Annotated in this window: 20 protein-coding genes and 1 tRNA gene; 18 read left to right on the forward strand and 3 right to left on the reverse strand. The window is 68.9% G+C overall.

Annotated features, from left to right (window positions below; genetic code table 11):
* Positions 1–42 precede the first annotated feature (42 nt).
* From KIT53_RS03615 to KIT53_RS03645, 7 genes are all read left to right on the forward strand, one after another.
* On the forward strand, positions 43–1,023 hold the full coding sequence (locus KIT53_RS03615; protein WP_297747762.1) for a helix-turn-helix domain-containing protein: 981 nt from the start codon (positions 43–45) through the stop codon (positions 1,021–1,023).
* 133 nt (positions 1,024–1,156) lie between these two features.
* Positions 1,157–1,885 carry an alpha/beta hydrolase family protein gene (locus tag KIT53_RS03620; protein ID WP_297747765.1) on the forward strand — a complete coding sequence of 243 codons (729 nt, stop codon included), beginning with the start codon at positions 1,157–1,159 and terminating at the stop codon, positions 1,883–1,885.
* Positions 1,886–1,998: 113 nt separating this feature from the next.
* Positions 1,999–2,475, forward strand: coding sequence for a transcription elongation factor GreA (greA, locus tag KIT53_RS03625; protein ID WP_297747768.1), 477 nt, complete (start codon positions 1,999–2,001; stop codon positions 2,473–2,475).
* Positions 2,475–2,933 (forward strand): DUF4149 domain-containing protein, encoded by a 459-nt coding sequence (locus KIT53_RS03630; protein ID WP_297747771.1) that lies wholly within the window; start codon positions 2,475–2,477, stop codon positions 2,931–2,933. The genes greA and KIT53_RS03630 overlap by 1 nt, the downstream gene beginning before the upstream one ends.
* A gap of 24 nt (positions 2,934–2,957) precedes the next feature.
* Positions 2,958–3,046: transfer RNA gene (locus KIT53_RS03635), tRNA-Leu, on the forward strand.
* Between the two features lie 62 nt (positions 3,047–3,108).
* Positions 3,109–3,732, forward strand: coding sequence for a DUF6806 family protein (locus KIT53_RS03640; protein WP_297747774.1), 624 nt, complete (start codon positions 3,109–3,111; stop codon positions 3,730–3,732).
* Positions 3,733–3,914: 182 nt separating this feature from the next.
* Positions 3,915–5,165, forward strand: coding sequence for an MFS transporter (locus KIT53_RS03645; protein WP_297747989.1), 1,251 nt, complete (start codon positions 3,915–3,917; stop codon positions 5,163–5,165).
* Here the strand turns inward: KIT53_RS03645 and murI are convergent.
* Together murI and KIT53_RS03655 are read right to left on the reverse strand one after the other, a co-directional pair.
* Positions 5,139–5,954, reverse strand: coding sequence for a glutamate racemase (gene murI / locus KIT53_RS03650; protein WP_297747777.1), 816 nt, complete (start codon positions 5,952–5,954; stop codon positions 5,139–5,141). The two genes, KIT53_RS03645 and murI, sit on opposite strands and share 27 nt — an antisense overlap.
* Positions 5,951–7,504, reverse strand: coding sequence for a fumarate hydratase (locus KIT53_RS03655; RefSeq protein ID WP_297747780.1), 1,554 nt, complete (start codon positions 7,502–7,504; stop codon positions 5,951–5,953). Before KIT53_RS03655 ends, murI begins: the two co-directional genes overlap by 4 nt.
* A 218-nt stretch (positions 7,505–7,722) precedes the next feature.
* Between KIT53_RS03655 and mbhE the strand changes: the two genes are divergently transcribed.
* The 10 genes from mbhE to fumC are packed head-to-tail and all read left to right on the forward strand — an operon-like array spanning position 7,723 to position 17,906.
* Positions 7,723–10,026 carry a hydrogen gas-evolving membrane-bound hydrogenase subunit E gene (mbhE, locus tag KIT53_RS03660; RefSeq protein WP_297747783.1) on the forward strand — a complete coding sequence of 768 codons (2,304 nt, stop codon included), beginning with the start codon at positions 7,723–7,725 and terminating at the stop codon, positions 10,024–10,026.
* Positions 10,023–10,424, forward strand: coding sequence for an MnhB domain-containing protein (locus KIT53_RS03665; RefSeq protein WP_297747786.1), 402 nt, complete (start codon positions 10,023–10,025; stop codon positions 10,422–10,424). Before mbhE ends, KIT53_RS03665 begins: the two co-directional genes overlap by 4 nt.
* Positions 10,424–10,774, forward strand: a complete 351-nt coding sequence (locus KIT53_RS03670; RefSeq protein ID WP_297747789.1) for an NADH-quinone oxidoreductase subunit K — start codon at positions 10,424–10,426, stop codon at positions 10,772–10,774. Before KIT53_RS03665 ends, KIT53_RS03670 begins: the two co-directional genes overlap by 1 nt.
* The gene (locus KIT53_RS03675) at positions 10,771–12,291 is read left to right on the forward strand and encodes a Na+/H+ antiporter subunit D (RefSeq protein ID WP_297747792.1); all 1,521 of its coding nucleotides are present in this window, start codon (positions 10,771–10,773) and stop codon (positions 12,289–12,291) included. The genes KIT53_RS03670 and KIT53_RS03675 overlap by 4 nt, the downstream gene beginning before the upstream one ends.
* Entirely contained in the window at positions 12,288–12,638 is a 351-nt protein-coding gene (locus KIT53_RS03680) for a Na+/H+ antiporter subunit E (protein WP_297747794.1), read from the forward strand. Before KIT53_RS03675 ends, KIT53_RS03680 begins: the two co-directional genes overlap by 4 nt.
* Positions 12,635–12,922 (forward strand): monovalent cation/H+ antiporter complex subunit F, encoded by a 288-nt coding sequence (locus KIT53_RS03685; protein ID WP_297747797.1) that lies wholly within the window; start codon positions 12,635–12,637, stop codon positions 12,920–12,922. Before KIT53_RS03680 ends, KIT53_RS03685 begins: the two co-directional genes overlap by 4 nt.
* A complete protein-coding gene (mnhG, locus tag KIT53_RS03690) occupies positions 12,919–13,725 on the forward strand; it encodes a monovalent cation/H(+) antiporter subunit G (protein WP_297747800.1) in 807 nt (268 codons plus the stop codon). The genes KIT53_RS03685 and mnhG overlap by 4 nt, the downstream gene beginning before the upstream one ends.
* A 20-nt stretch (positions 13,726–13,745) precedes the next feature.
* Positions 13,746–15,191, forward strand: a complete 1,446-nt coding sequence (locus KIT53_RS03695) for a HAMP domain-containing sensor histidine kinase (RefSeq protein ID WP_297747803.1) — start codon at positions 13,746–13,748, stop codon at positions 15,189–15,191.
* Entirely contained in the window at positions 15,188–16,501 is a 1,314-nt protein-coding gene (locus KIT53_RS03700) for a sigma-54 dependent transcriptional regulator (RefSeq protein WP_297747806.1), read from the forward strand. Before KIT53_RS03695 ends, KIT53_RS03700 begins: the two co-directional genes overlap by 4 nt.
* Positions 16,502–16,520: 19 nt before the next feature.
* Entirely contained in the window at positions 16,521–17,906 is a 1,386-nt protein-coding gene (gene fumC, locus KIT53_RS03705) for a class II fumarate hydratase (RefSeq protein WP_297747809.1), read from the forward strand.
* A gap of 19 nt (positions 17,907–17,925) precedes the next feature.
* Here the strand turns inward: fumC and KIT53_RS03710 are convergent, their stop codons facing one another.
* Complete coding sequence (locus KIT53_RS03710; RefSeq protein ID WP_297747812.1) at positions 17,926–18,528, reverse strand: TIGR00645 family protein; 603 nt, start codon at positions 18,526–18,528, stop codon at positions 17,926–17,928.
* Positions 18,529–18,715: 187 nt separating this feature from the next.
* On the opposite strand from KIT53_RS03710, the gene acs reads away from it, so the two are divergent.
* Positions 18,716–20,710: an acetate--CoA ligase gene (acs, locus tag KIT53_RS03715; RefSeq protein ID WP_297747815.1), complete on the forward strand. Its 1,995-nt coding sequence runs from the start codon at positions 18,716–18,718 to the stop codon at positions 20,708–20,710.
* Positions 20,711–20,739 lie beyond the last annotated feature (29 nt).

Consider the following 20,739-nt stretch of genomic DNA (forward strand, 5'->3'; position numbering starts at 1 on the left):
AGGGTTTGCGCGCACGCCGCTGGCCGCGCTACATTCGGGCCCATGGACGTGGGCGAGGCTGCAAGGTTTCCGGATCGGGCCCGGCGGTGGTCCACCGATGAGGTGGACCCCGAGGGCCGGCTCGACTACTGGGTCGGCGCGATCTGCGAGGCTTTCCTGGAAATGGACTGCAGCTCCCGGGAAGCCGCCGTTTTTGACGGGCACCTCACCAGCGTGGAGGCCGGGCCGCTGTCCTTCAACCAGGTCGAGGCGTCCTCCCAGGACGTCTACCGCACGGGTGCCGGGATCGCCCGTGGCCAGCGTTACCCCTTCTATCTCATCACCCATCGGCAGACGCCCTGGCATGTGCGGCAGGGTGGTCGCCACATCTCCCTGCGCCCTGGTGACGCGGTGCTGGTGGATTCGGCCCAGCGCTACGAACTGCACTTTCCGGTGTCGGTGGAAGTGATGTCGATCCAATTGCCGCGCGCCTGGGTGGGGGAATGGCTGACCCGGGTCGATGACCCGGCGCCTCGCGTGGCTTTCCGCGACCAGGGCTGGGGCAGGGCGCTCTCAGGGCTGTCGTTGCAGTTCGCGCACGAGCCGCTGCTGGCCGCTCAATACCCGGAAGGCCTCCTGTGCGACCAACTGGGTGCCATGCTGGCGGCGGCCATCGAGCCAGGGCAGGTGCCATTGCCCGGACCCGCCAGCCGTGATCTGCTGCAGCGCGCACAGGCCTTGCAGCGCGAGGCTCTCGGGGAACCGGGTCTGACCGCCCAGCGTGTGGCAGACCGGCTGGGCGTGTCCCTGCGCACCTTGCACAGGGCCTACGCCGCAGGTGCGACCAGTTTCGCCCAGCACCTGCGCCACCTCCGCCTGGCGCAGGCGGCTCAGTTGCTGAGCCAGGCCCGGCTGGCCACGGTACCCGTGGCGGAGATCGGGCGTCGCTGCGGTTACGTCGATGCCTCGCATTTCGCGCGCGAGTTCCAGCGCCAGCACGGCATCGCGCCGTCGAGCTGGCGTCGGCGGCACCTGCCCGCCTGATGGGCTGCCACTGCCTGGCACGCGCAGGCCATTGGCCTGGCACACATCCGCCATTCCCGAGGCCTCCATCTGCCTAAGCTCATGCGCACGCCGTGCCGAGGGGCGTGGCGGCTTTTCCTTCAGGAGACATGACATGGCAGATACCTATGTTCTCGTGCACGGCGCCTGGCACACCGGTGCCGAGTTCGAACCCGTGGCCCGGCACCTTCGCGCTCGCGGCCACACGGTGCATTGCCCCACGCTGGCCGGCAACCGGCCAGGCGATGACCGAGCCACTTCGGGCCTCGGCGACGCCGCGCAGTCGGTGGTGGACTACCTCGTGCAGCACGACCTGCGCGACGTGCGCCTTCTGGGGCACAGCTACGGCGGCATGGTGATCAGCAAGGTGGCCGACATGGTGCCCGAACGCATCGCCCGGCTGGTGTACTGGGTGGCATTCGTGCCGCTCAGCGGCGAATGCCTCAACGACATGGTGCCGCCGCACTACAAGGCCCTTTTCGATGGCATCGCGCAAGCCAACGGCAATGCGGTCATGCTGCCGTACCCGATCTGGCGCGAGGCCTTCATCAACGATGCCGACGCCGCGCTGGCCCGCAGCGCCTATGAGCAACTGAACCCGCAGCCGTACCGCACCTTTACCGAGCCCGTGGTCCTGCAGACCGAACTCGCCGCCAAGCCCATGGGCAAGAGCTACCTGCTGTGCACCGAGGACACGGCCATGCCGCACAGCCTGCCCTGGCACCCCCGTCTCTCCGAGCGTCTGGGCCTGTACCGCCTGGTCGCTTGTCCAGGCAGCCACGAACTGTGCTTCACCGACCCGGCGCTGCTGGCGCGCAAGATCGAGGAGGCGGGCCGGGACTGAGCCGGGCCGTCCGGCGCCCCGGGTTGGGTGGCGGAATCTTTCACGGCATAATCCGTCTTCATGAACACCGCCGAGCGGCAACGCCCGGCGGTTTGCTTTTGGAGACACGACACATGGCCACCATTCCGATCACCAAGCGCGGCGCCGAGAAGCTCAAGGAGGAACTGCACCGCCTCAAGACCGTGGACCGACCCTGGGTCATCAACGCCATCGCCGAGGCGCGCGCGCAGGGCGACCTGAGCGAGAACGCCGAGTACGACGCCGCCAAGGACCGCCAGGGCTTCATCGAGGGCCGCATCGCCGAGATCGAAGGCAAGCTCTCCGCTGCCCAGGTCATCGACCCCTCTCTGCTGGATGCCGGCGGCAAGGTGGTATTCGGTGCCACGGTGGAGCTGGAGGAAGAGGACAGCGGCACCGCCGTGACCTACCAGATCGTCGGCGAGGACGAGGCCGACCTGAAGCAGGGCCTGATCAACATCAGCAGCCCGATCGCCCGCGCCCTCATCGGCAAGGAAGAGGGCGACGTGGCCGAGGTGCAGGCGCCGGGTGGCACCAAGCGCTTTGAAATCGTGGCTGTGCGCTACGCCTGATGCTGCGCCAGCGCCTGAGCCTGTTTCTCGCCGCCCTCTGGTGGGGCGGCATCACGGCGCTGAGCTTTCTGGCGGTGCCGCTGCTGTTCGCCAGCCTGGGCAGTCCGGCGGTGGCTGGACCCGTGGCGGCGCGCATCTTCTCCCTGCAATGCTGGGCCGGGCTGCTGATCGGCGTGGCGTTGCTGCTGCTCCTGCGCGGCACGCAGGCGCCTGGCGGCGACGAGCGGCCGGTCATCGCGGCAGAGGCGCTGACCACCATGGGATTCGTGCTCCTGGCCATGCTGCTGGCGCTGCTGCAGGAGTTCGGTGTGGCACAGAAGATCGTCACCGCGCGGGCCAGCGGCGGCGATCTGCGCTTCTGGCATGGCGTCGGCAGTGCCATGGTGCTGGTGCAGTGGCTGTGCGCCGGCGCGGTGCTCTGGCGCCTGGGCGCGGCTCCCGCAGGGCAGCCGCGCTGAGCGACCTGCGACAATGCCCCACCCGCCTCGGTGGTGAAATGGGTAAACACAGGGGACTTAAAATCCCTCGTCGTGAAAACGACTTAGCGGTTCGAGTCCGCTTCGAGGCACCAGAGGTTCTGCCCATCCGCCGGGGCCTAGGTTTTTTCCGGTTTCGCCGGTACAGTGAGTTTCCATGACCCGATACAACGCGCCCTTCGAGATCCACGTTCACGGCGACGTGCCGCTGCGCGAGGACGTGGCCTATGGCCAGATCCAGGACGCACTCAAGCCGTTGTGGCAGTACGCGGGCGCGCGCTCCCTGGCCGCCGCAGCCGAGAGCAGCTACGAGGACGAACCCGGCATCCGCTTCGACGCAGAAGCCCATCTGCTGCAGATCTGCTGGACGGTACCGGGCGACGAGGACTTCCGCCAGGTGATCGAGGAGGCCTGCATGGGGCTCAACGACATCGCCGCGGCCGGGGCCCCGCTGGAAGTCTCCTTCTACGACGCCGAGTACGACGAGGAAGACGAATCCTCCGAGGAAGAGGCCCGGGACGACTTCCTGATGTGCTTCGTCGGCCCCACGCCGGCGGCCATCATGCAGGTGCAGCGCGACCTGCTGGTGCAGGATGTGCTGCATGTGATGGAGCGTCACTTCGACCAGTCCGAGCTCGGTGAGGTGGTGGCCTCCATCGACAAGCTCTTCACCCAGCGCTTTGACGCGCTGGTCAGCTCGATGCAACTGGGCAAGCCGCCGCGCGGCTTTGGGGGCTCCTCCGGCCATGGCGGGCCGCGCAAGCCTCGCCACCTGCATTGAGATGAAGCGCTTCCCGCGTTGCCTCCGGTGCCCTCTCTCTGCAAGCGGGGGGCCGCGCTGGAGCAGCGAGACGGGGTTTTCCAGGTCGACCGCCGGGTGCCGCGGCGTGGTGGAGCGCTGAGATTTCCGACAGCGGTGCCCTGAACCCCGGCGTGCGCAGGCGCGAGGTGTTCGGCTGGGCGATGTACGACTTCGCCAACTCGGGCTACACCACGGTCGTGATCACCGCGGTGTTCGCCGCGTACTTCGTCGGCGCGGTGGCCGGCGGGGCCGACTGGGCGACCTTTGCCTGGACGGCGGCGCTGAGTGCCTCTCATCTGATCGTGATGCTCACCAGTCCCGCGATGGGCGCCTGGGCCGACCAGCACGCCGCAAAAAAACGGCTGCTGATGCTGACCACCGCAGGCTGCGTGCTGGCTACCGCGGCGCTGGGTCTGGTCGGGCCTGGCGCGGTCGTGCTGGGGGTCGTGCTGCTCATTGTTTCGAACGTGTTCTATGCCTGGGGCGAATCGCTGGTGGCGGCTTTCCTGCCCGAGCTGGCGCGCCCGCAGGCCATGGGCCGCGTGAGCGGCTGGGGCTGGGGCCTGGGCTACGTGGGCGGCATGTTGGCGCTGGGCCTGTGCCTGGCGTACGTGCTCTGGGCCCAGGGCCAGGGCCAGAAGGCGGAACAGTTCGTGCCGGTGACCATGTGGATCACGGCGGCCGTGTTCGCCTTGGCCGCGCTGTTCACCCTGGCGCTGCTGCGAGAACGCGCCGTGCCGCAGGCCGGGGCGGCGGGCTCTGTCGGCCTGCGCGAGTCGTTTCAGCGCCTGCGCCAGACCTTTCGGGAGGCGCGGCGCTACCAGGACTTCATGTGGCTGCTGGCCTGCGTGGCGGCCTACCAGGGCGGCGTGGCGGTGGCCATTGCGCTGGCGGCGATCTATGCCGAGCAGGTGATCGGATTCGTGCAGCAGGAAACCATGGTGCTGATCTTCGTGCTCAACATCGCCGCCGCACTGGGCGCGCTGGCCTTCGGCCACTGGCAGGACCGGCTGGGGCACAAGCTGGCGCTGGGCATCACGCTGGTTGGCTGGATGGCGACCTGCATCATCGCCGCCGTCACCACCACCAAGGGCGGCTTCTGGTACGCCGCCGTGATCGCCGGCGTGTGTATGGGGTCCAGCCAGTCGGCCGGCCGCGCCATGGCCGGCATGCTGGCGCCTGCGGCACAACTGGCCGAGTTTTTTGGCCTGTGGACTTTCGCCACGCGCGTGGCCAGCATCGCCGGGCCGCTGAGCTACGGCGCCATTACCTGGATGACGGGTGGCAACCAGCGCCTGGCCATTGGCTGCACGGCGGTGCTGTTCGTGCTGGGCCTGGTGCTGCTGCTGCCGGTGAACATGGCGCGCGGTCGGGCCGCCGCCGATTCAGCCGGCCTCTCCGCCGCCCAGTGAGCGTGCGGCCTGCGTCAGGCCGAGCCAGCGCTGAGCCGCCCGCGTCAGGTCGTCCGGCGGGCCGCTGCTGTAGAGCAGCGGGCTTTGCCCTTGGGCGACGGTGCTGCCACCGGGCAGCACCTCGCGCGTGCGCCGCGCGATGGCGGTGGCGGTGTCCACCAACTGCACACCCGGGCCGCAGAGCCGTTGCCAGGTGGCCATGGCAAAAGGGTAGTGGGTGCACCCCAGCACCAGGGTGTCGATGGGCGGGCCGTCGGAGGCATTGCGATGCAGCGCCGCCAGGTGCTGTTCGCACAGCGCCTCGATCGTGGCGGATTCGTGGCGTTCGATGGCGTCGGCCAGGCCATCGCACGCCTGCGACGTGAAGCGCAGCGGATGCGGCGCGTCGGCGCACAGGCGTTCCTGCAAGCGACGGAAGCGCTCGCTGCCCAGGGTGCCGCGAGTGGCCAGCACGCCCACATGGCCGCTGCGGCTGAGCGCGGCCGCCGGCTTGAGGGCAGGCTCCACGCCCACCACGGGCAGGTCCGGGTGCCGACGCCGCAACGCATCGATGGCCAGTGCCGTGGCCGTGTTGCAGGCCACCACCAGGGTGTCGATGGCGTGTTGCTGGCGCAGCCAGTCCGTGATCCAGGCCGAGCGCTGTTCGACGAAGGCCGGCTCGCGTTCGCCATAGGGTGCGTGGCCGCTGTCGGCCACGTAGACGAAGCGCGTATCCGGCATGTCGGCCAGCAGGGCGCGCAGCACGCTCAGGCCGCCGACCCCGCTGTCGAACACGCCGACGGTCTTCAAGCGGTGGCCAGGCTGATGCCCTTGAACTCCCCGGTGGCGATGCGCTGCTGCCACTCGGCCGGGCCGGTGATGTGCGCGCTGGTGCCACCGGCGTCCACCGCCACGGTGACGGGCATGTCGACCACATCGAACTCGTAGATGGCCTCCATGCCCAGGTCCTCGAAGCCGACCACGCGCGCGGTCTTGATGGCTTTGGACACCAGGTAGGCGGCGCCGCCCACGGCCATCAGGTAGGCGCTCTTGTGGTTGCGGATCGCCTCGATGGCCACGGGGCCGCGCTCGGCCTTGCCAATCATCGCGATCAGGCCGGTCTGCTCCAGCATCATGTCGGTGAACTTGTCCATGCGCGTGGCGGTGGTCGGGCCGGCCGGTCCCACGGCCTCATCCCTGACCGGATCGACTGGGCCGACGTAGTAGATCACGCGGTTGGTGAAGTCCACCGGCAGCTTCTCGCCCTTGGCCAGCATGTCCTGGATGCGCTTGTGCGCGGCGTCGCGGCCGGTGAGCATCTTGCCGTTGAGCAACAGCGTGTCGCCCGGCTTCCAACTGGCCACTTCTTCCTTGGTCAGGGCGTCGAGGTTGACGCGCTTGCTCTTGTTGTAGTCGGGCGCCCAGTCGATGCGGGGCCACAGGTCCAGCGAAGGCGCGCTCAGGTACACCGGGCCAGAGCCGTCCAGCACGAAGTGGGCGTGCCGCGTGGCCGCGCAGTTGGGGATCATGGCCACGGGCTTGCTGGCCGCGTGGGTGGGGTACATCTTGATCTTGACGTCCAGCACCGTGGTGAGGCCACCCAGGCCCTGGGCGCCGATGCCCAGCGCATTGACCTTCTCGTACAGCTCCAGGCGCAACACCTCGACCTGGCTGAGCTTCTCGCCCTTGGCGGACTTGGCCTGCAGCTCGTACATGTCCAGGTCGTCCATCAGGCTTTCCTTGGCCATGAGCACCGCTTTCTCCGCGGTGCCGCCGATGCCGATGCCCAGCATGCCCGGCGGGCACCAGCCAGCGCCCATGGTGGGCACGGTCTTGAGCACCCAGTCCACCACCGAGTCGCTCGGGTTGAGCATCACCATCTTGCTCTTGTTCTCGCTGCCGCCGCCCTTGGCCGCGACGGTGATGTCGACTTTGTCGCCAGGCACGATCTCGGTGAAGATGACGGCGGGCGTGTTGTCCTTGGTGTTCTTGCGCGCGAACTGCGGGTCGGCCACGACGGAGGCGCGCAGCATGTTGTCGGGGTGGTTGTAGCCGCGGCGCACGCCTTCGTTGATGGCGTCCTCCAGGCTGCCGTCAAAACCCGCGAAGCGCACGTCCATGCCGACCTTGATGAACACGTTGACGATGCCGGTGTCCTGGCAGATCGGCCGGTGGCCGGTGGCGCTCATCTTGCTGTTGGTCAGGATCTGCGCGATCGCGTCCTTGGCGGCGGCGCTCTGCTCGCGCTCGTAGGCGCGGGCCAGGTGGGCAATGTAGTCGGCGGGGTGGTAGTAGCTGATGTACTGCAGGGCGGCCGAGATGCTCTCGACGAGGTCGTCGCGCTGGATCGTGGTGGTCATGGGGAGAGGGCCTGGAAGGTGTTGAAGGGAAAGCGCCCGCCAGTGTAGCGAAGCAGGCCTGTTCACCGGGGTGAACAGCGCCGCCGCACCGGTTGCGAAAACTGAACACGTCGGGCCGGCGTGTTCACGCAAGTCATTGATTTTAAAGGCTCGCGTAGACAGGGCAGGTCGGCACGGCGCTTGCGAAGACAGGCTTCACAAGGAGACCTGTTGCCGTGATGCTTGTCACTCTCGTCCTGTCCACGCTGGCCGCCGGCTGGTTGGCGCCCACCGTGGTGCGCCGGGGTCTGGCACCCTGGATGGCGTTGTTGCCGGCCGGGCTGTTCCTTGCCTTCCTGGGCTGGCTGCCCGAGATCGTGGCCGGCCAGGTGGTGCTGGAGCAGCATGCCTGGATTCCCAGCCTGGGCATTGAGTTTGCCCTGCGGCTGGATGGCTTGTCGTTGTTGTTCGCGCTGCTCATCACCGGGATCGGCAGCTTCATCTTTCTCTACGCGTCGAGCTACCTGCACGGCGACGCGGGGCTGCCGCGCTTCTACGCCTTCCTCACGCTGTTCATGGGCGCCATGCTGGGCGCGGTACTGGCCGACGACCTCATCGCGCTGCTGGTGTTCTGGGAACTGACCAGCCTGACCTCCTTTCTGCTGATCGGCTACGAGCCGGAGAAGGCCGCTTCCCGGCGCGCGGCGCAGCAGGGTCTGCTGATCACGGTCGCCGGTGGGTTGGCCATGCTGGCTGGCATCGTGCTGCTCGGCAGCGCGGCGGGCACCTTGCGCATCAGCGACATCCTGGCGCAGGGCCCCACGCTGGTCGCGCATCCGCACGCCCCGGCTTTCATCACCCTGGTGGCGATCGGCGCTTTCGCCAAATCGGCGCAGGCGCCTTTGCACACCTGGCTGGCCAATGCCATGGCTGCGCCCACGCCGGTGTCCGCCTACCTGCACTCGGCCACCATGGTCAAGCTCGGCGTGTACCTGCTGGCGCGCCTGCATCCGGCGCTGGGTGAGCACGCGCTGTGGAGTGCGCTGCTGCTGCCAGCGGGCCTGCTCACCATGCTCACCGGCACGCTGCTGGCCTTGCGCGCCAGCGACCTCAAGCGGCTGCTGGCCTATTCCACCGTGGTGTCCCTGGGCACCCTGGTCACGCTGATCGGGTTGCCGCATCCCGTGGCCCTGAGCGCGATGGTGACCTTTCTGCTGGGGCATGCGCTCTACAAGGCCTGCCTCTTCATGGTGGCGGGCATCGTGGACCACGCCTGCGGGACGCGCGACGCCACGCAGTTGGGCGGCCTGCGGCGAGCCATGCCCCTGACCGCCACCGTGGCCTTGCTGGCCGGCTTGTCCATGGCAGGGCTGCCGCCGTTCGTGGGTTTCATGGGCAAAGAGCTGGTTTACGAGGCCACACTGGGTGGTGCATGGTGGCTGACGGCCGTGGCGCTGCTGGCCAACGCCTGCATGGTGCTGGTGGCCGGCGTGGTGGCGCTGAAGTGCTTCTTCGGTCCGGCGCGTCCCGTGCCAGGGCAGCCTCACGATCCGCCGCTGGCGATGTGGCTGGGCCCGGTGGTGCTGGCCGTGCTCGGTCTTCTGGCGGGCCTGCTGCCGCAGTGGCCCGCGGCGCTGCTTGGCGCGGCGGCCAGCGCCGTGGCCGGGCACCCGGTGACGCCGTCCCTTTCGCTGTGGCATGGCTTCACGCCCATGCTGGCGTTGAGTGCGCTGACCCTGGCGCTGGGCGCGCTCGCGCTGCGGGTCTGGCCCGCGCTGCGCCAATGGCTGGCGGGCCGCGAAGCCATGGACCGGCTCGGACCCGACCGGGCCTATGACCGCCTGATCACTGGCCTGCAACGCGTGGCTGCGTGGCAGACGCGGCGCATCCAGACCGGCAGCCTGCGGCGCTACCTCGGCAGCTTCTTCGCCGTGACCGCGCTGGGTGTGCTGCTCACCCTCTGGCTTCAGGGCGGCGCCGCGGTGGCCTGGCCGCGCTGGGCCGATGTGGGCGCGGAGGTCGCGCTGTCGGTCCTGCTGGTGCTGGCCTCGGCGGCGGTGCTGCGTGCCGGCAGCTTCATGGCCGGCATCGTCACGGCGGGCATGGTGGGCTTTCTGGTGGCGCTGGTGTTTCTCTTCCGTGGCGCGCCCGATCTCGCGTTCACGCAGTTCTCGGTGGAGGCGCTGGCCATCGTGATCCTGCTGGCCATCGTCGGGCGCATGCCGTTTCACGAGGTCGATCCCCGGCGGTCCGGCGAACGCCGCCGCGATGCGCTGGCGGCGATCGCGTTCGGCCTCATGGCCACGCTGGTGCTGCTGGCGGTGGTGGCATCGCCCTTTGACGCGCGGCTGTCCGACTTTTTCCGAGCCGCCAGCGTGCCCGAGGCGCACGGTCGCAACCTGGTCAACGTGATCATCGTGGACTTCCGTGCGCTCGACACCCTGGGCGAGATCACGGTGCTGGCCCTGGCGGCGCTGGCCGCCGCCGCTGCGATCGCCAGCGTGCGCGCGCGCCGGGCCCATGGCGAGGAGGTGCGCTCATGAATCCCTTGATCCTTCGCATGTGCGGCCAACTGGTGTTGCCGGTGGCTCTGCTGTTCTCGCTGTTCCTGCTCTGGCGCGGCCACAACGAACCCGGCGGCGGATTCGTCGGCGGCCTCATGGCGGCTGCGGGCTTCGCGATCCACGCCCTGCCGCGTGGGCGGGCCCGCCTGCTGCGGCTGCTGCGCATACCGCCAGGCAGCCTGGCCGCCATCGGCCTGGCCCTGGCGCTGCTCTCGGGATTGCCTGCCCTGTTGATGGGGCAGCCCTTTCTCACCCACCAGTGGGCGGTGTGGGACAGCGGCTTCGTGATCGGCACGGCGCTGGTGTTCGACATCGGTGTCTATCTGGCGGTGCTGGGCGCCGTGCTGGTGTTTCTCTCGCACTACCTGGACGACTGATGGAATTCTTCTTCGTACTGGCGTTCGGTTTCATGGCCACCATCGCCGCCTACCTGCTGATGTCGCGCAACGTGCTGCGCATCGTGCTGGGCCTGTTGCTGCTGGGCAATGCCGCCAACCTGTCCATCTTCATCGCCGGCCGGCTCGAATCGCGTGTGCCACCGTTGGTGGCGGAAGGCGAAACGCTGATTGCCGTCAGCGCGAACCCGTTGCCGCAGGCGCTGATCCTCACCGCGATCGTGATTTCCTTTGCCCTCGTGGCCTATGCGGTGGTGCTGTTCGAACAGGCCCACCAGCGTCTGGGCACGCTGGACACCGACGCCATGCGCGAAGCGGAGCCCCGAGCATGAGCGCCCACCTGCTGCTCACTTTGCCGGTGGCCATTCCGCTGGCCACGCTGGTGCTGTGCGCATTGCTCCGGGACCTGCCTCGCGTCCAGCGCTGGACCAGCGTGGCCGGCAGCCTGGCCTTGCTCGCGGCGTCTGTGGCGTTGCTGGCGGCGGTCTTCGACGGGACCGTGCTGGCCACCCAGTTCGGGACCTGGTCCGCGCCGTTCGGCATCACCTTCGTCGCCGATCTGCTGGCCGGGGTGATGGTGCTGATCACCGCCGTGATGGCCGTGGCCGTCTCCGTCTATGCGCTGGTGGACGGTGCGCGCGAGCGCGAGCGTGCCTTCTTTCATCCGCTCTACCACGGGCTGCTGCTGGGCGTCTGCGGGGCCTTCCTGACGGGCGATCTCTTCAACCTGTATGTCTGGTTCGAGATCATGCTGATCGCCTCCTTCGGCCTGCTGGTGGTGGGCGGGACACGTGCCCAGCTCGACGCTGGCGTCAAGTACGTGACGCTCAACCTTGTGGCCACCACGCTGTTCCTCATCGCGGTCGGCTTCCTCTATGGATTGACCGGCACCTTGAACATGGCCGACCTCTCGCGCACGCTGCCCGGTGTGGAAAACCAGGGCCTGGTGAGCACGCTGGCGGTGATGTTCCTGATCGCCTTCGGGTCCAAGGCCGCACTGTTTCCGTTGTTCTTCTGGCTGCCTGCCGCGTACCACACCGCCAGTGCGCCGGTGGTGGCCATCTTTGCCGCGCTGCTCACCAAGGTGGGCGTCTACGCCATCCTGCGCAGCTTCACGCTGCTCTTCGCGGGCGACGCCGGCTTCACCGGGCCCATCATCGGCGTGGTGGCCGCCCTCACCATGGTCACTGGCGTGCTCGGGGCGGCGGCCCACTTTGACGTTCGCCGCATCCTCTCCTTCCACATCATCAGCCAGATCGGCTACATGCTGGTCGGCCTGGCCGTGGCCACGCCGCTGGCGCTGGCCGGCTCGGTGCTCTACGTGGTGCACCACATCGTGGTCAAGGCCAACCTGTTCCTCGTCGCCGGCGCCATGCGCCTGGCCGGCGGCAGCTTCGACCTCAAGGCCATGGGTGGCCTGCACCGCAGCGCGCCACTGCTGGCGCTGCTGTTCGCGGTGCCCGCGCTGTCGCTGGCGGGGGTGCCGCCGCTTTCGGGTTTCTGGGCCAAGTACGTGGTGGTCAAGTCCAGCCTGGACGCCGGCCACATGGTGCTGGGCGGCGTGGCGTTGGCGGTGGGCGTGCTCACCCTGTACTCGATGGTGAAGATCTGGAACGAAGCCTTCTGGAAGGCCGCCACCCCGCAGTCGGCGCAGGCGGTGGCCCATTGGAAGGCCGCGCCCCGCACGCGCCTGGCCATGCTGCTGCCCATCACCGGGCTGGCGGCCATCACGCTGACCATCGGCCTGGCCACCGAGCCCTTCATCGAGTTTTCCCTGCGGGCGGCAGACCAGTTGCTGGTGCCCGCCAGCTACATCGAGGCCGTGCTCGGCCAGGAGGCAAGCCCATGAGAAGAATCCGTGCCCTGTGGAACTGGCTGGCGCTGGCCGGCATCTTCCTGCGCGAGCTCGTGCTTTCGGTGCGCGAGGTCGCGCTGACCGTGCTCCGCCCGCAGCGCGCCGCGCGCAGCGGCATCGTCGCGGTGCCATTGACGGTGCGCAGCGATGCCGGCATCGCGCTGCTGGCCAACATGGTCACGCTCACGCCTGGCACCACCAGCCTGCACGTGAGCGCCGACCGGCGCGTCCTGTACGCGCACGTCATGAACCTGCAGGGCGATCCCGTGGCGCAGATCGTCGAAGGCTTCGAGGCCCGCGTGCGCGCCGCGCTGGGCGAGGTGGAAGGAGGTGCACCATGATCCTGCCCGACTGGGTGCTGGGGCTGACGGCCCTGCTGTTGCTGCTGGCCATGCTGGCCGCGGGGGCGCGCATCGTGCGCGGTCCGCATCCTGCGGACCGTGTGGTCGCGCTGGACATGCTGGGCCTGCTGGGCGTGGCGGCCGCGGCGCTGGCCGCCCTGGTGGCCGACAGCACGGCCTTTGTGGACATCGCGCTCGGTGTGGCGCTGATCGGCTTCCTGGCGACGGTCGCGTTCGCCGCCTTCATCGAGCGCGGATCGATCCGCGAGGAGGACATGCCATGAACACCTGGGTGGCTTCCTGCCTGCTCGTCGCCGGCGCGCTGGTGTGCCTGCTGGCGGCAACCGGCGTGCTGCGCCTGCAGGACTTCTTCATGCGCATGCACGCCGCCACCAAAGCCGGCGTGGTGGGCAGTGGCCTGGTATTGCTGGGGGTGGCCGTGGCCGATGGCAGCCTGGCCACCTGGGTGAAGGTGCTGCTGGCCATTGTCTTTCTGCTGCTGACCACGCCTGTGGCGGGCCACCTGCTCGGGCGCGCGGGCTACGTTGGTGGTGCGCCGCTGTGGCGCGGCACCACGGAAGACCACTTGCGCGACGTATTGCCCCGCGGCCGCTTCGGCCCAGCGACCGCGCCCACGGTGCGGCGGGTGGTGCTCGCGCTGACCGAAGGGCCGTGCATGGCGCGCGCGATCGGGGACGCCGTGGCGCTGGCGCGCGAGCAGGGCGCCGAGCTGTGCGGCGTGGCCATCATCGACACGCCGCGCCTGGCCAACGTCGGTCCGGTTCCCCTGGGCGCGCTGACCTACGCCCAGCGCATGAGGGAGCGGCGCCTGACGCAGGCGCGCCAGGCCGCCGCCGATGTGATCCAGCGTTTCGAGCAGGCCGCCAACGACGCCGGCCTGGTCTGGTCGGTGCGGCTGGAGGAAGGGCGCCCGCGCCGGCTGCTGCACGCCATGGCCAGCGCGGACACGGTGGTGGCCGTGGCGCCGCAGGCCTGGTTCGACCAGGGCGTCCTGGCGCAGCGGGTGGACGTGGTGCGTCGCCTGCGCTGGCGCGCGCAGAGGCCACTGCGGGTCCTGGGGGGATGACGGGCTGGTAAGGTGAGGGCTTGTCGGCCATCCAACCGTTCGCCCTCTCCTCCATGCCTGCTCCCCATGCCGTGCTCGCCGCCTACCGCCGCCTGCCGCTGACCGTGCGGCTGCCGCTGGTGGTGGCGGTGATGATCTTTGCCGCCGCCATCGGCACCACCCAGGTGGCGCTGCAGAGCGTCTCGCGCCAGTTCGAGTCCCAGATGGCTGGCGTGGGCCAGGTCTACCTGGACGGCCTGGCGGCCGCGCTGCAGCCGGCGTTGCGCACGGCAGACGTCGAGGCTGTGCGCAGCGTGCTGGAGCGCTCGCTGGCGGTCAGCGTGGGCGTGCAGGACCGCCGCCTGGTGGTGCTGGACGCGCGAGGCGGCACGCTGGCGCGCGCCGACCGCGAGAGTTTGCCGCCCGATGCGGACTGGCCGGAGGAACTACCGGACACCGCTCGCGGCGCGCGTCTGGCGGATGAGGACCAGAGCATCTGGGTCTGGCGCACGCTCGAAGGTGAACACCGTGTGCTGGCCAACCTGGACGTCTCGGCCTTCCGAGAGCAGCGCGAGGGTCTGCGCTGGCGGCTGGTGCTGCTGGACCTGGCCGTCAGCGTGGCCTGTGCGCTGCTGGGTTTTCTGGTCGCACGACAGATGCAGCGTCCGGTGGCGCTGGTGACGCAGCGCCTGCAGGAAGGGCAGGCGATTCCGGCGGCGCTGATACAGGCCAGCGACCCGGAGTCGGCGCGGCTGATGCGGGCGGTCAACCGCATGGCCGACGATGCGCGCGAGCGCGAGGCCATGCAGGCCCTGCTGGCCGAGCAGGAGCGCGAGGCCGTGCTGGGCCGGCTGGCGGCCACGCTGGCACACGAGGTGCGGAATCCGCTGGGGGGCATGGTCACCGCCATTCAGACCCTGCGCAAGTTCGGCGACCGGCCGGATGCCCGCGAAGACGCACTGGCTTTCATCGAGCGCGGCGTGCTTGCGCTGGGCGAGGTGGTGGACGCCACCCTCACCACGCACCGCCCCGGCAGCGGTGAACGCCGCCTGCGCCTGCAGGACCTGCAGGACGTCCAGCGGCTGGTGGCCGCCGATGCACGCCAGCGCGGTGTCGGTGTGCGGCTGGAGGCCGTGCCCGGCCTGCCCGAGGAACTGCCCGTGGCGGCCACCGAGGTGCGGCAGGTGCTGCTCAATCTGCTCATCAACGCCGTGCGCGCCACGGCCCCCGGAGGCGAGGTGCTGCTGCGCGTGCGGCGCGAGGCGCGCGCGCTGGTGCTGGAGGTGATCGACCAGGGCAAGGGCATGGCCGAAGACGTGGCCGACAGCCTGCGCCGAGGCCTGCCGCACGCCGGGCAGACGGGTCTTGGCGTGGCCGTCATCGTGCGTCTGGTGCAGCAACTGCGGGGCCGGGTCGCGGTGGATGCACACTCGCAGGGTGGCACCCACATCACGCTGGAACTGCCGCTGGAATCCCGAGACCCATGAACGACATCCTGCTGATCGAAGACGACCGCGTGCTGGGCGGCGCGGTGAGCCAACGCCTGCGCCTGGAGGGTTTCGAGGTGCGCTGGGCCGAGACCAGCGCCCAGGCCATGGCCGCGCTGCGGCTGCGCCGGCCGGCCTTTGTGCTGGCCGACATCCGCCTGCCCGACGGGTCCGGCGAGGATCTCTACCGCAGCGCCATGCCCTACCTGGGCGACACGCCCATCCTGTTCGTGACCGCGTTCGCCGACATCGGCCAGGCGGTGCGGCTGGTGCGGGCCGGCGCCGACGACTACCTCACCAAACCGTACGACATGGATGCGGTGGTGGCGCGGATCCGCGCGCTGGCCAGCGAACCGGCCGCTGCGACCGAGGGCATGCCGGGCGGAGGCTCGGCCGCGTCCGAGGCGCTGGCGCGCGACCTGCACCGCCTGGCCGCGCGCGATCTGCCGGTGCTGCTGCGCGGCGAGACCGGCGTGGGCAAGGAGGTGGCCGCGCGGTACATGCACGCCCACTCACCGCGCGCGGCACAGCCCTTCGTGGCGGTCAACTGCGGCGCCATCGCCCGCGAGCTCATGGAGAGCCAGTTCTTTGGCCACGAGCGTGGGGCTTTCACCGGAGCGGTCGCCGCGCACGCGGGCTATTTCGAGGAGGCCGGCGAAGGCACACTGTTCCTGGACGAGATCGGCGAACTCGACGCCCGGTTGCAGACCGCGCTGCTGCGGGTGTTGCAGGACGGGGTGTTTCGCCGCCTGGGTGGCCGCACCGAACAGCGGTTCCGTGGCCGCCTCATGGCCGCTACCAACGCCGACCTGAACGAGCGCATGGCCAGCAAGGCGTTTCGCGAAGACCTGTACTACCGGCTCGCGGTGGTGGAGCTGACCATTGCGCCGCTGCGCGAGCGCCGCGAGGACATCGTGCCGCTGGCGCAGCGCTTCCTGCGCGAGGCCGCCGCGCGCAACGGCATGCCCGGTCTGGTGCTGGAAGAGGCGGCGCTGGCGGCTCTGCAGGGCCATGCCTGGCCGGGCAATGTGCGGGAGCTTCGCAACCGCATCGAGCGCGCGGTGGCGCTGGTCGACGGTGATGGCATCACGCCGCAGGACCTGTTCCCCGAGCAGCGGCTGGACATGCCGGTGGCACCGGAGACCCTGGCCGATGCCCGCGAGCAGGCCGAACTGGACCAGATCGATCGCGCGCTGGCGCTGTCGGGCGGGCGTGTCTCGGAGGCGGCGCGCCGCCTGGGCATCTCGCGCACCACGCTCTGGAAGCGGCGCCGCAAAGGTCCGCCGGACACCGGCGACTTACCCGAATGAAGAAAGGAGTCCGCTCCCCATGAACACCCGCACCGAACACGATACCTTTGGCCCGATCGAGGTCCCGGCCGACCGCCTCTGGGGCGCGCAGACGCAGCGTTCGCTGCAGAACTTCGACATCTCCGGCGAACGCCAGCCGCGCGAGATCATCCACGCGCTGGCCCAGGTCAAGCGCGCGGCGGCGGCGGTCAACCACGCGCTGGGCTTGCAGGACGCGCGCAAGACCCAGGCCATCGTTCAGGCCGCGGAGGAGATCATCGCCGGCCGGCACGAGGCCGAATTCCCGCTGGTGGTCTGGCAGACCGGCTCGGGCACGCAGACCAACATGAACGTCAACGAGGTGCTGGCCAACCGCGCCAGCGAGCTGCTGGGCGGCCCGCGTGGGGAAGGGCGGCTGGTGCACCCGAACGACGATGTGAACCGCAGCCAGTCCAGCAACGACGTGTTTCCCACCGCCATGCACGTGGCGGCGGCGGAAGCCATTGTGCGGCGCCTGCTGCCGGCGCTGCAGCGACTGCGCGAGACGCTGGCGCAGAAGGCGCTCGCGTTCGACGGCATCGTCAAGATCGGCCGCACCCACCTGCAGGACGCCACGCCGCTGACGCTGGGCCAGGAGATTTCAGGATGGGTGGCGCAGTTGGAACAGGGCGAGCGGCACGTGCGCGATGCGCTGCCCCATCTGTGCGAACTGGCGCTGGGCGGCACCGCGGTGGGGACCGGCCTGAACGCGCCCAAGGGCTATGCCGAACAGGTGGCGGCGGAGCTCGCCGCGCTCACCGGACTGCCTTTTGTGACAGCGCCCAACAAGTTCGAGGCCATGGCCTCGGTGGATGCGCTGGTGCATGCGCACGGCGCGCTCAAGACCTTGGCGGTGAGCCTGAACAAGATCGCCAACGACGTGCGCTGGCTGGCCAGCGGGCCGCGCAGCGGCATCGGCGAGATCCGCATTCCGGAAAACGAGCCGGGCTCGTCCATCATGCCGGGCAAGGTCAACCCCACACAGAGCGAAGCGCTCACCATGCTGGTCGCGCAGGTACTGGGCAACGACGTCGCCATCAACATCGGCGGCGCCTCGGGCAACTTCGAACTCAATGTCTTCCGACCCATGGTGGCGCACAACTTCCTGCAGAGCGTGCGCCTGCTGGCCGATGGCATGAGGAGCTTCAACGACCACTGCGCCGTCGGTATCGAACCCGACCGCGCGCGCATCGCCGAACTGGTGGAGCGTTCCCTGATGCTGGTGACCGCGCTCAACCCGCACATCGGCTACGACAAGGCGGCCTTCATCGCCAAGAAGGCCCACAGAGAAGGCAGCAGCCTGCGCGAGGCCGCCATGGCTTCCGGCTACGTCACGGCCGAGCAGTTCGACCAGTGGGTGGTGCCGGCGAACATGGTGGGGCGCTGAACGCCCACGTCGGCCTGGCTCAGTGCCCGTCGCCCTGGGCCGGATGCGCCATCAGGCGGTCCGTCACGGCGATGGCCATGGCGCTGAGCAGGAACACCACGTGGATGATGGTCTGCCACATCAGCACCTTCACGTCGTAGTTGGCGGCGTTGATGAAGGTCTTGAGCAGGTGGATGGAGCTGATGCCGATGATGGCGGTGGCCAGCTTGACCTTGAGCACCGAGGCGTTCACGTGGCTCAGCCATTCGGGCTGGTCGGGGTGATTCTCCAGGTGCATGCGGCTCACGAAGGTCTCGTAGCCACCGACGATGACCATGATCAGCAGGTTGGAGATCATCACCACGTCGATCAGCGCCAGCACCACCAGCATGATCACGGTTTCGTTCAGGCCGTTGAGCTGCACGTCGCTCTTGTAGCCGATGCTGCTGATGAGCTTGTCCAGGGCGACCTGGTTGCCGAAGGCGGCTTCGATCAGGTGCACGAGTTCCACCCAGAAGTGGAAGACGTAGATCGCCTGCGCGGCGATCAGTCCGATGTAGAGCGGCAACTGCAGCCAGCGGCTGGCGAAAATGAGGTTCGGCAGCGCGCGCACCGAGGCAGGGGTTTTGACAGGTTCGGTCATGAATGGCCAGCGTGTTGGATGGTGCCCCGGGGCGGTCGAGGGCGGGGCGGGCGTATTGTAGGGCCGCGTCTGGTCGTATATTCGGGTTTCCCCGCATCAGTACGGTGCCCTGTAAGTGGCTCGTAAGAGCCCTTGCGCACAGTCGCCGGCTGTCCCGTCCCGACAACATCCTCTGAGGAGACATCCCATGTCAGCGCCTTCGTCGTCCATCGAATCCACCCTGGTCGAAAACCGCGTCTTCGAACCCAGCGACGCGACCGTGAAGGCGGCCCGGGTCTCGGGCATGGCAGCGTACGAAGCGCTGTGCGCCGAGGCGGAGAAGGACCATGAGGCTTTCTGGGCCCGCCTGGCGCGCGAGACCCTGACCTGGCACAAGCCCTTCACCAAGACCCTGAACAGCAGCAACGCGCCGTTCTACAAATGGTTCGAGGACGGCCAGCTCAACGCGTCGCACAACTGCCTGGACCGCCACATCGGCACGCCGGTGGAGAACAAGACCGCCATCATCTTCGAGTCCGATGACGGCCAGGTGAGCAAGGTCACCTACAAGGAGCTGCTGGCCAAGGTCTCTCGCTTTGCCAACGCGCTCAAGGCGCGTGGTGTAAAGAAGGGCGACCGCGTCGTCATCTACATGCCGATGACGGTCGAGGGCGTGGTGGCCATGCAGGCCTGCGCGCGCATCGGTGCCACCCACAGCGTGGTGTTCGGCGGCTTCTCGGCGAAGGCCTTGCAGGAGCGCATCCAGGACGCCGGCGCGGTGGCGGTGATCACCGCCAACTACCAGTTGCGCGGCGGCAAGGAACTGCCGCTCAAGGCCATCGTGGACGAGGGCATCGCCATGGGCGGCTGCGAATCCATCCAGAACGTGATCGTGTTCCAGCGCACGCCCACCGCCTGCAACATGGTGGCCGGACGCGACAGCTTCCTGCACGACGTGGTGGCCGGCGAATCGGACGTCTGCCCACCCGAGTTCGTCGATGCCGAGCACCCCTTGTTCGTGCTCTACACGTCGGGCTCCACCGGCAAGCCCAAGGGCGTGCAGCACAGCACCGGTGGCTACCTGCTGTGGGCCAACCTGACGATGAACTGGACGTTCGACCTGCGGCCCGAGGACATCTTCTGGTGCACGGCCGACATCGGCTGGATCACGGGCCACAGCTACGTGGCCTATGGCCCGCTGGCCGCGGGCGCCACGCAGATCGTCTTCGAGGGCGTGCCGACCTACCCGAACGCCGGGCGCTTCTGGCAGATGATCGAGAAGCACAAGTGCACCATCTTCTACACCGCGCCCACGGCGATCCGTTCGCTGATCAAGGCCGCCGAAGGCGACGAGAAGGTGCACCCCGCGCGCTCCAACCTCTCCAGCCTGCGCCTGCTGGGCTCGGTGGGCGAGCCCATCAACCCCGAGGCCTGGATGTGGTACTACAAGCACGTGGGCGGCGAGCGCTGCCCCATCGTGGACACCTTCTGGCAGACCGAGACCGGCGGCCACATGATCACGCCGCTGCCCGGTGCCACGCCGCTCGTTCCGGGCTCGTGCACGTTGCCATTGCCCGGCATCGCCGCGGCCATCGTCGATGAAGCGGCCAACGACGTGCCCAACGGCTCGGGCGGCATCCTGGTGGTCAAGAAGCCTTGGCCGTCCATGATCCGCACCATCTGGGGCGACCCCGAGCGCTTCAAGAAGAGCTACTTCCCCGAGGAACTCAAGGGCTACTACCTGGCTGGCGACGGCGCGGTGCGCAGTGCCGACCGCGGCTACTTCCGCATCACCGGCCGCATCGACGACGTGCTCAACGTCTCCGGCCACCGCATGGGCACCATGGAGATCGAGTCCGCGCTGGTGGGCAAGACCGACCTGGTTGCCGAAGCCGCCGTGGTAGGCCGCCCCGACGACCTGACCGGCGAGGCCATCGTGGCCTTTGTGGTGCTCAAGCGCGCGCGCCCCACCGGCGACGAGGCCAAGGCCATCGCCAAGGAACTGCGCGACTGGGTGGGCAAGGAAATCGGCCCGATCGCCAAGCCCAAGGACATCCGCTTTGGCGACAACCTGCCCAAGACGCGCTCGGGCAAGATCATGCGCCGGTTGCTGCGCTCCATTGCCAAGGGCGAGGCCATCACCCAGGACACCTCCACGCTGGAGAACCCGGCGATCCTGGAGCAGTTGGCGCAGAACAACTGAGCGTCCAGGGGCTCGCTGCGTGCGAGCCG

The sequence above is a fragment of the Hydrogenophaga sp. genome (genome assembly GCF_026125785.1).
Lineage (GTDB): Bacteria > Pseudomonadota > Gammaproteobacteria > Burkholderiales > Burkholderiaceae_C > Hydrogenophaga.

Excerpts from the sequence above, each read along its gene's own strand:
- KIT53_RS03615 (WP_297747762.1), top strand. The coding sequence starts at position 43 with ATGGACGTGGGCGAGGCTGCAAGGTTTCCGGATCGGGCCCGGCGGTGG.
- mnhG (WP_297747800.1), top strand. The coding sequence starts at position 12,919 with ATGAACACCTGGGTGGCTTCCTGCCTGCTCGTCGCCGGCGCGCTGGTG.
- KIT53_RS03620 (WP_297747765.1), top strand. The coding sequence starts at position 1,157 with ATGGCAGATACCTATGTTCTCGTGCACGGCGCCTGGCACACCGGTGCC.
- KIT53_RS03655 (WP_297747780.1), bottom strand. The coding sequence starts at position 7,504 with ATGACCACCACGATCCAGCGCGACGACCTCGTCGAGAGCATCTCGGCC.
- KIT53_RS03630 (WP_297747771.1), top strand. The coding sequence starts at position 2,475 with ATGCTGCGCCAGCGCCTGAGCCTGTTTCTCGCCGCCCTCTGGTGGGGC.
- KIT53_RS03685 (WP_297747797.1), top strand. The coding sequence starts at position 12,635 with ATGATCCTGCCCGACTGGGTGCTGGGGCTGACGGCCCTGCTGTTGCTG.
- KIT53_RS03640 (WP_297747774.1), top strand. The coding sequence starts at position 3,109 with ATGACCCGATACAACGCGCCCTTCGAGATCCACGTTCACGGCGACGTG.
- KIT53_RS03675 (WP_297747792.1), top strand. The coding sequence starts at position 10,771 with ATGAGCGCCCACCTGCTGCTCACTTTGCCGGTGGCCATTCCGCTGGCC.
- KIT53_RS03700 (WP_297747806.1), top strand. The coding sequence starts at position 15,188 with ATGAACGACATCCTGCTGATCGAAGACGACCGCGTGCTGGGCGGCGCG.
- KIT53_RS03645 (WP_297747989.1), top strand. The coding sequence starts at position 3,915 with ATGTACGACTTCGCCAACTCGGGCTACACCACGGTCGTGATCACCGCG.
- fumC (WP_297747809.1), top strand. The coding sequence starts at position 16,521 with ATGAACACCCGCACCGAACACGATACCTTTGGCCCGATCGAGGTCCCG.
- mbhE (WP_297747783.1), top strand. The coding sequence starts at position 7,723 with ATGCTTGTCACTCTCGTCCTGTCCACGCTGGCCGCCGGCTGGTTGGCG.
- acs (WP_297747815.1), top strand. The coding sequence starts at position 18,716 with ATGTCAGCGCCTTCGTCGTCCATCGAATCCACCCTGGTCGAAAACCGC.
- KIT53_RS03680 (WP_297747794.1), top strand. The coding sequence starts at position 12,288 with ATGAGAAGAATCCGTGCCCTGTGGAACTGGCTGGCGCTGGCCGGCATC.
- KIT53_RS03670 (WP_297747789.1), top strand. The coding sequence starts at position 10,424 with ATGGAATTCTTCTTCGTACTGGCGTTCGGTTTCATGGCCACCATCGCC.
- KIT53_RS03665 (WP_297747786.1), top strand. The coding sequence starts at position 10,023 with ATGAATCCCTTGATCCTTCGCATGTGCGGCCAACTGGTGTTGCCGGTG.
- greA (WP_297747768.1), top strand. The coding sequence starts at position 1,999 with ATGGCCACCATTCCGATCACCAAGCGCGGCGCCGAGAAGCTCAAGGAG.
- KIT53_RS03710 (WP_297747812.1), bottom strand. The coding sequence starts at position 18,528 with ATGACCGAACCTGTCAAAACCCCTGCCTCGGTGCGCGCGCTGCCGAAC.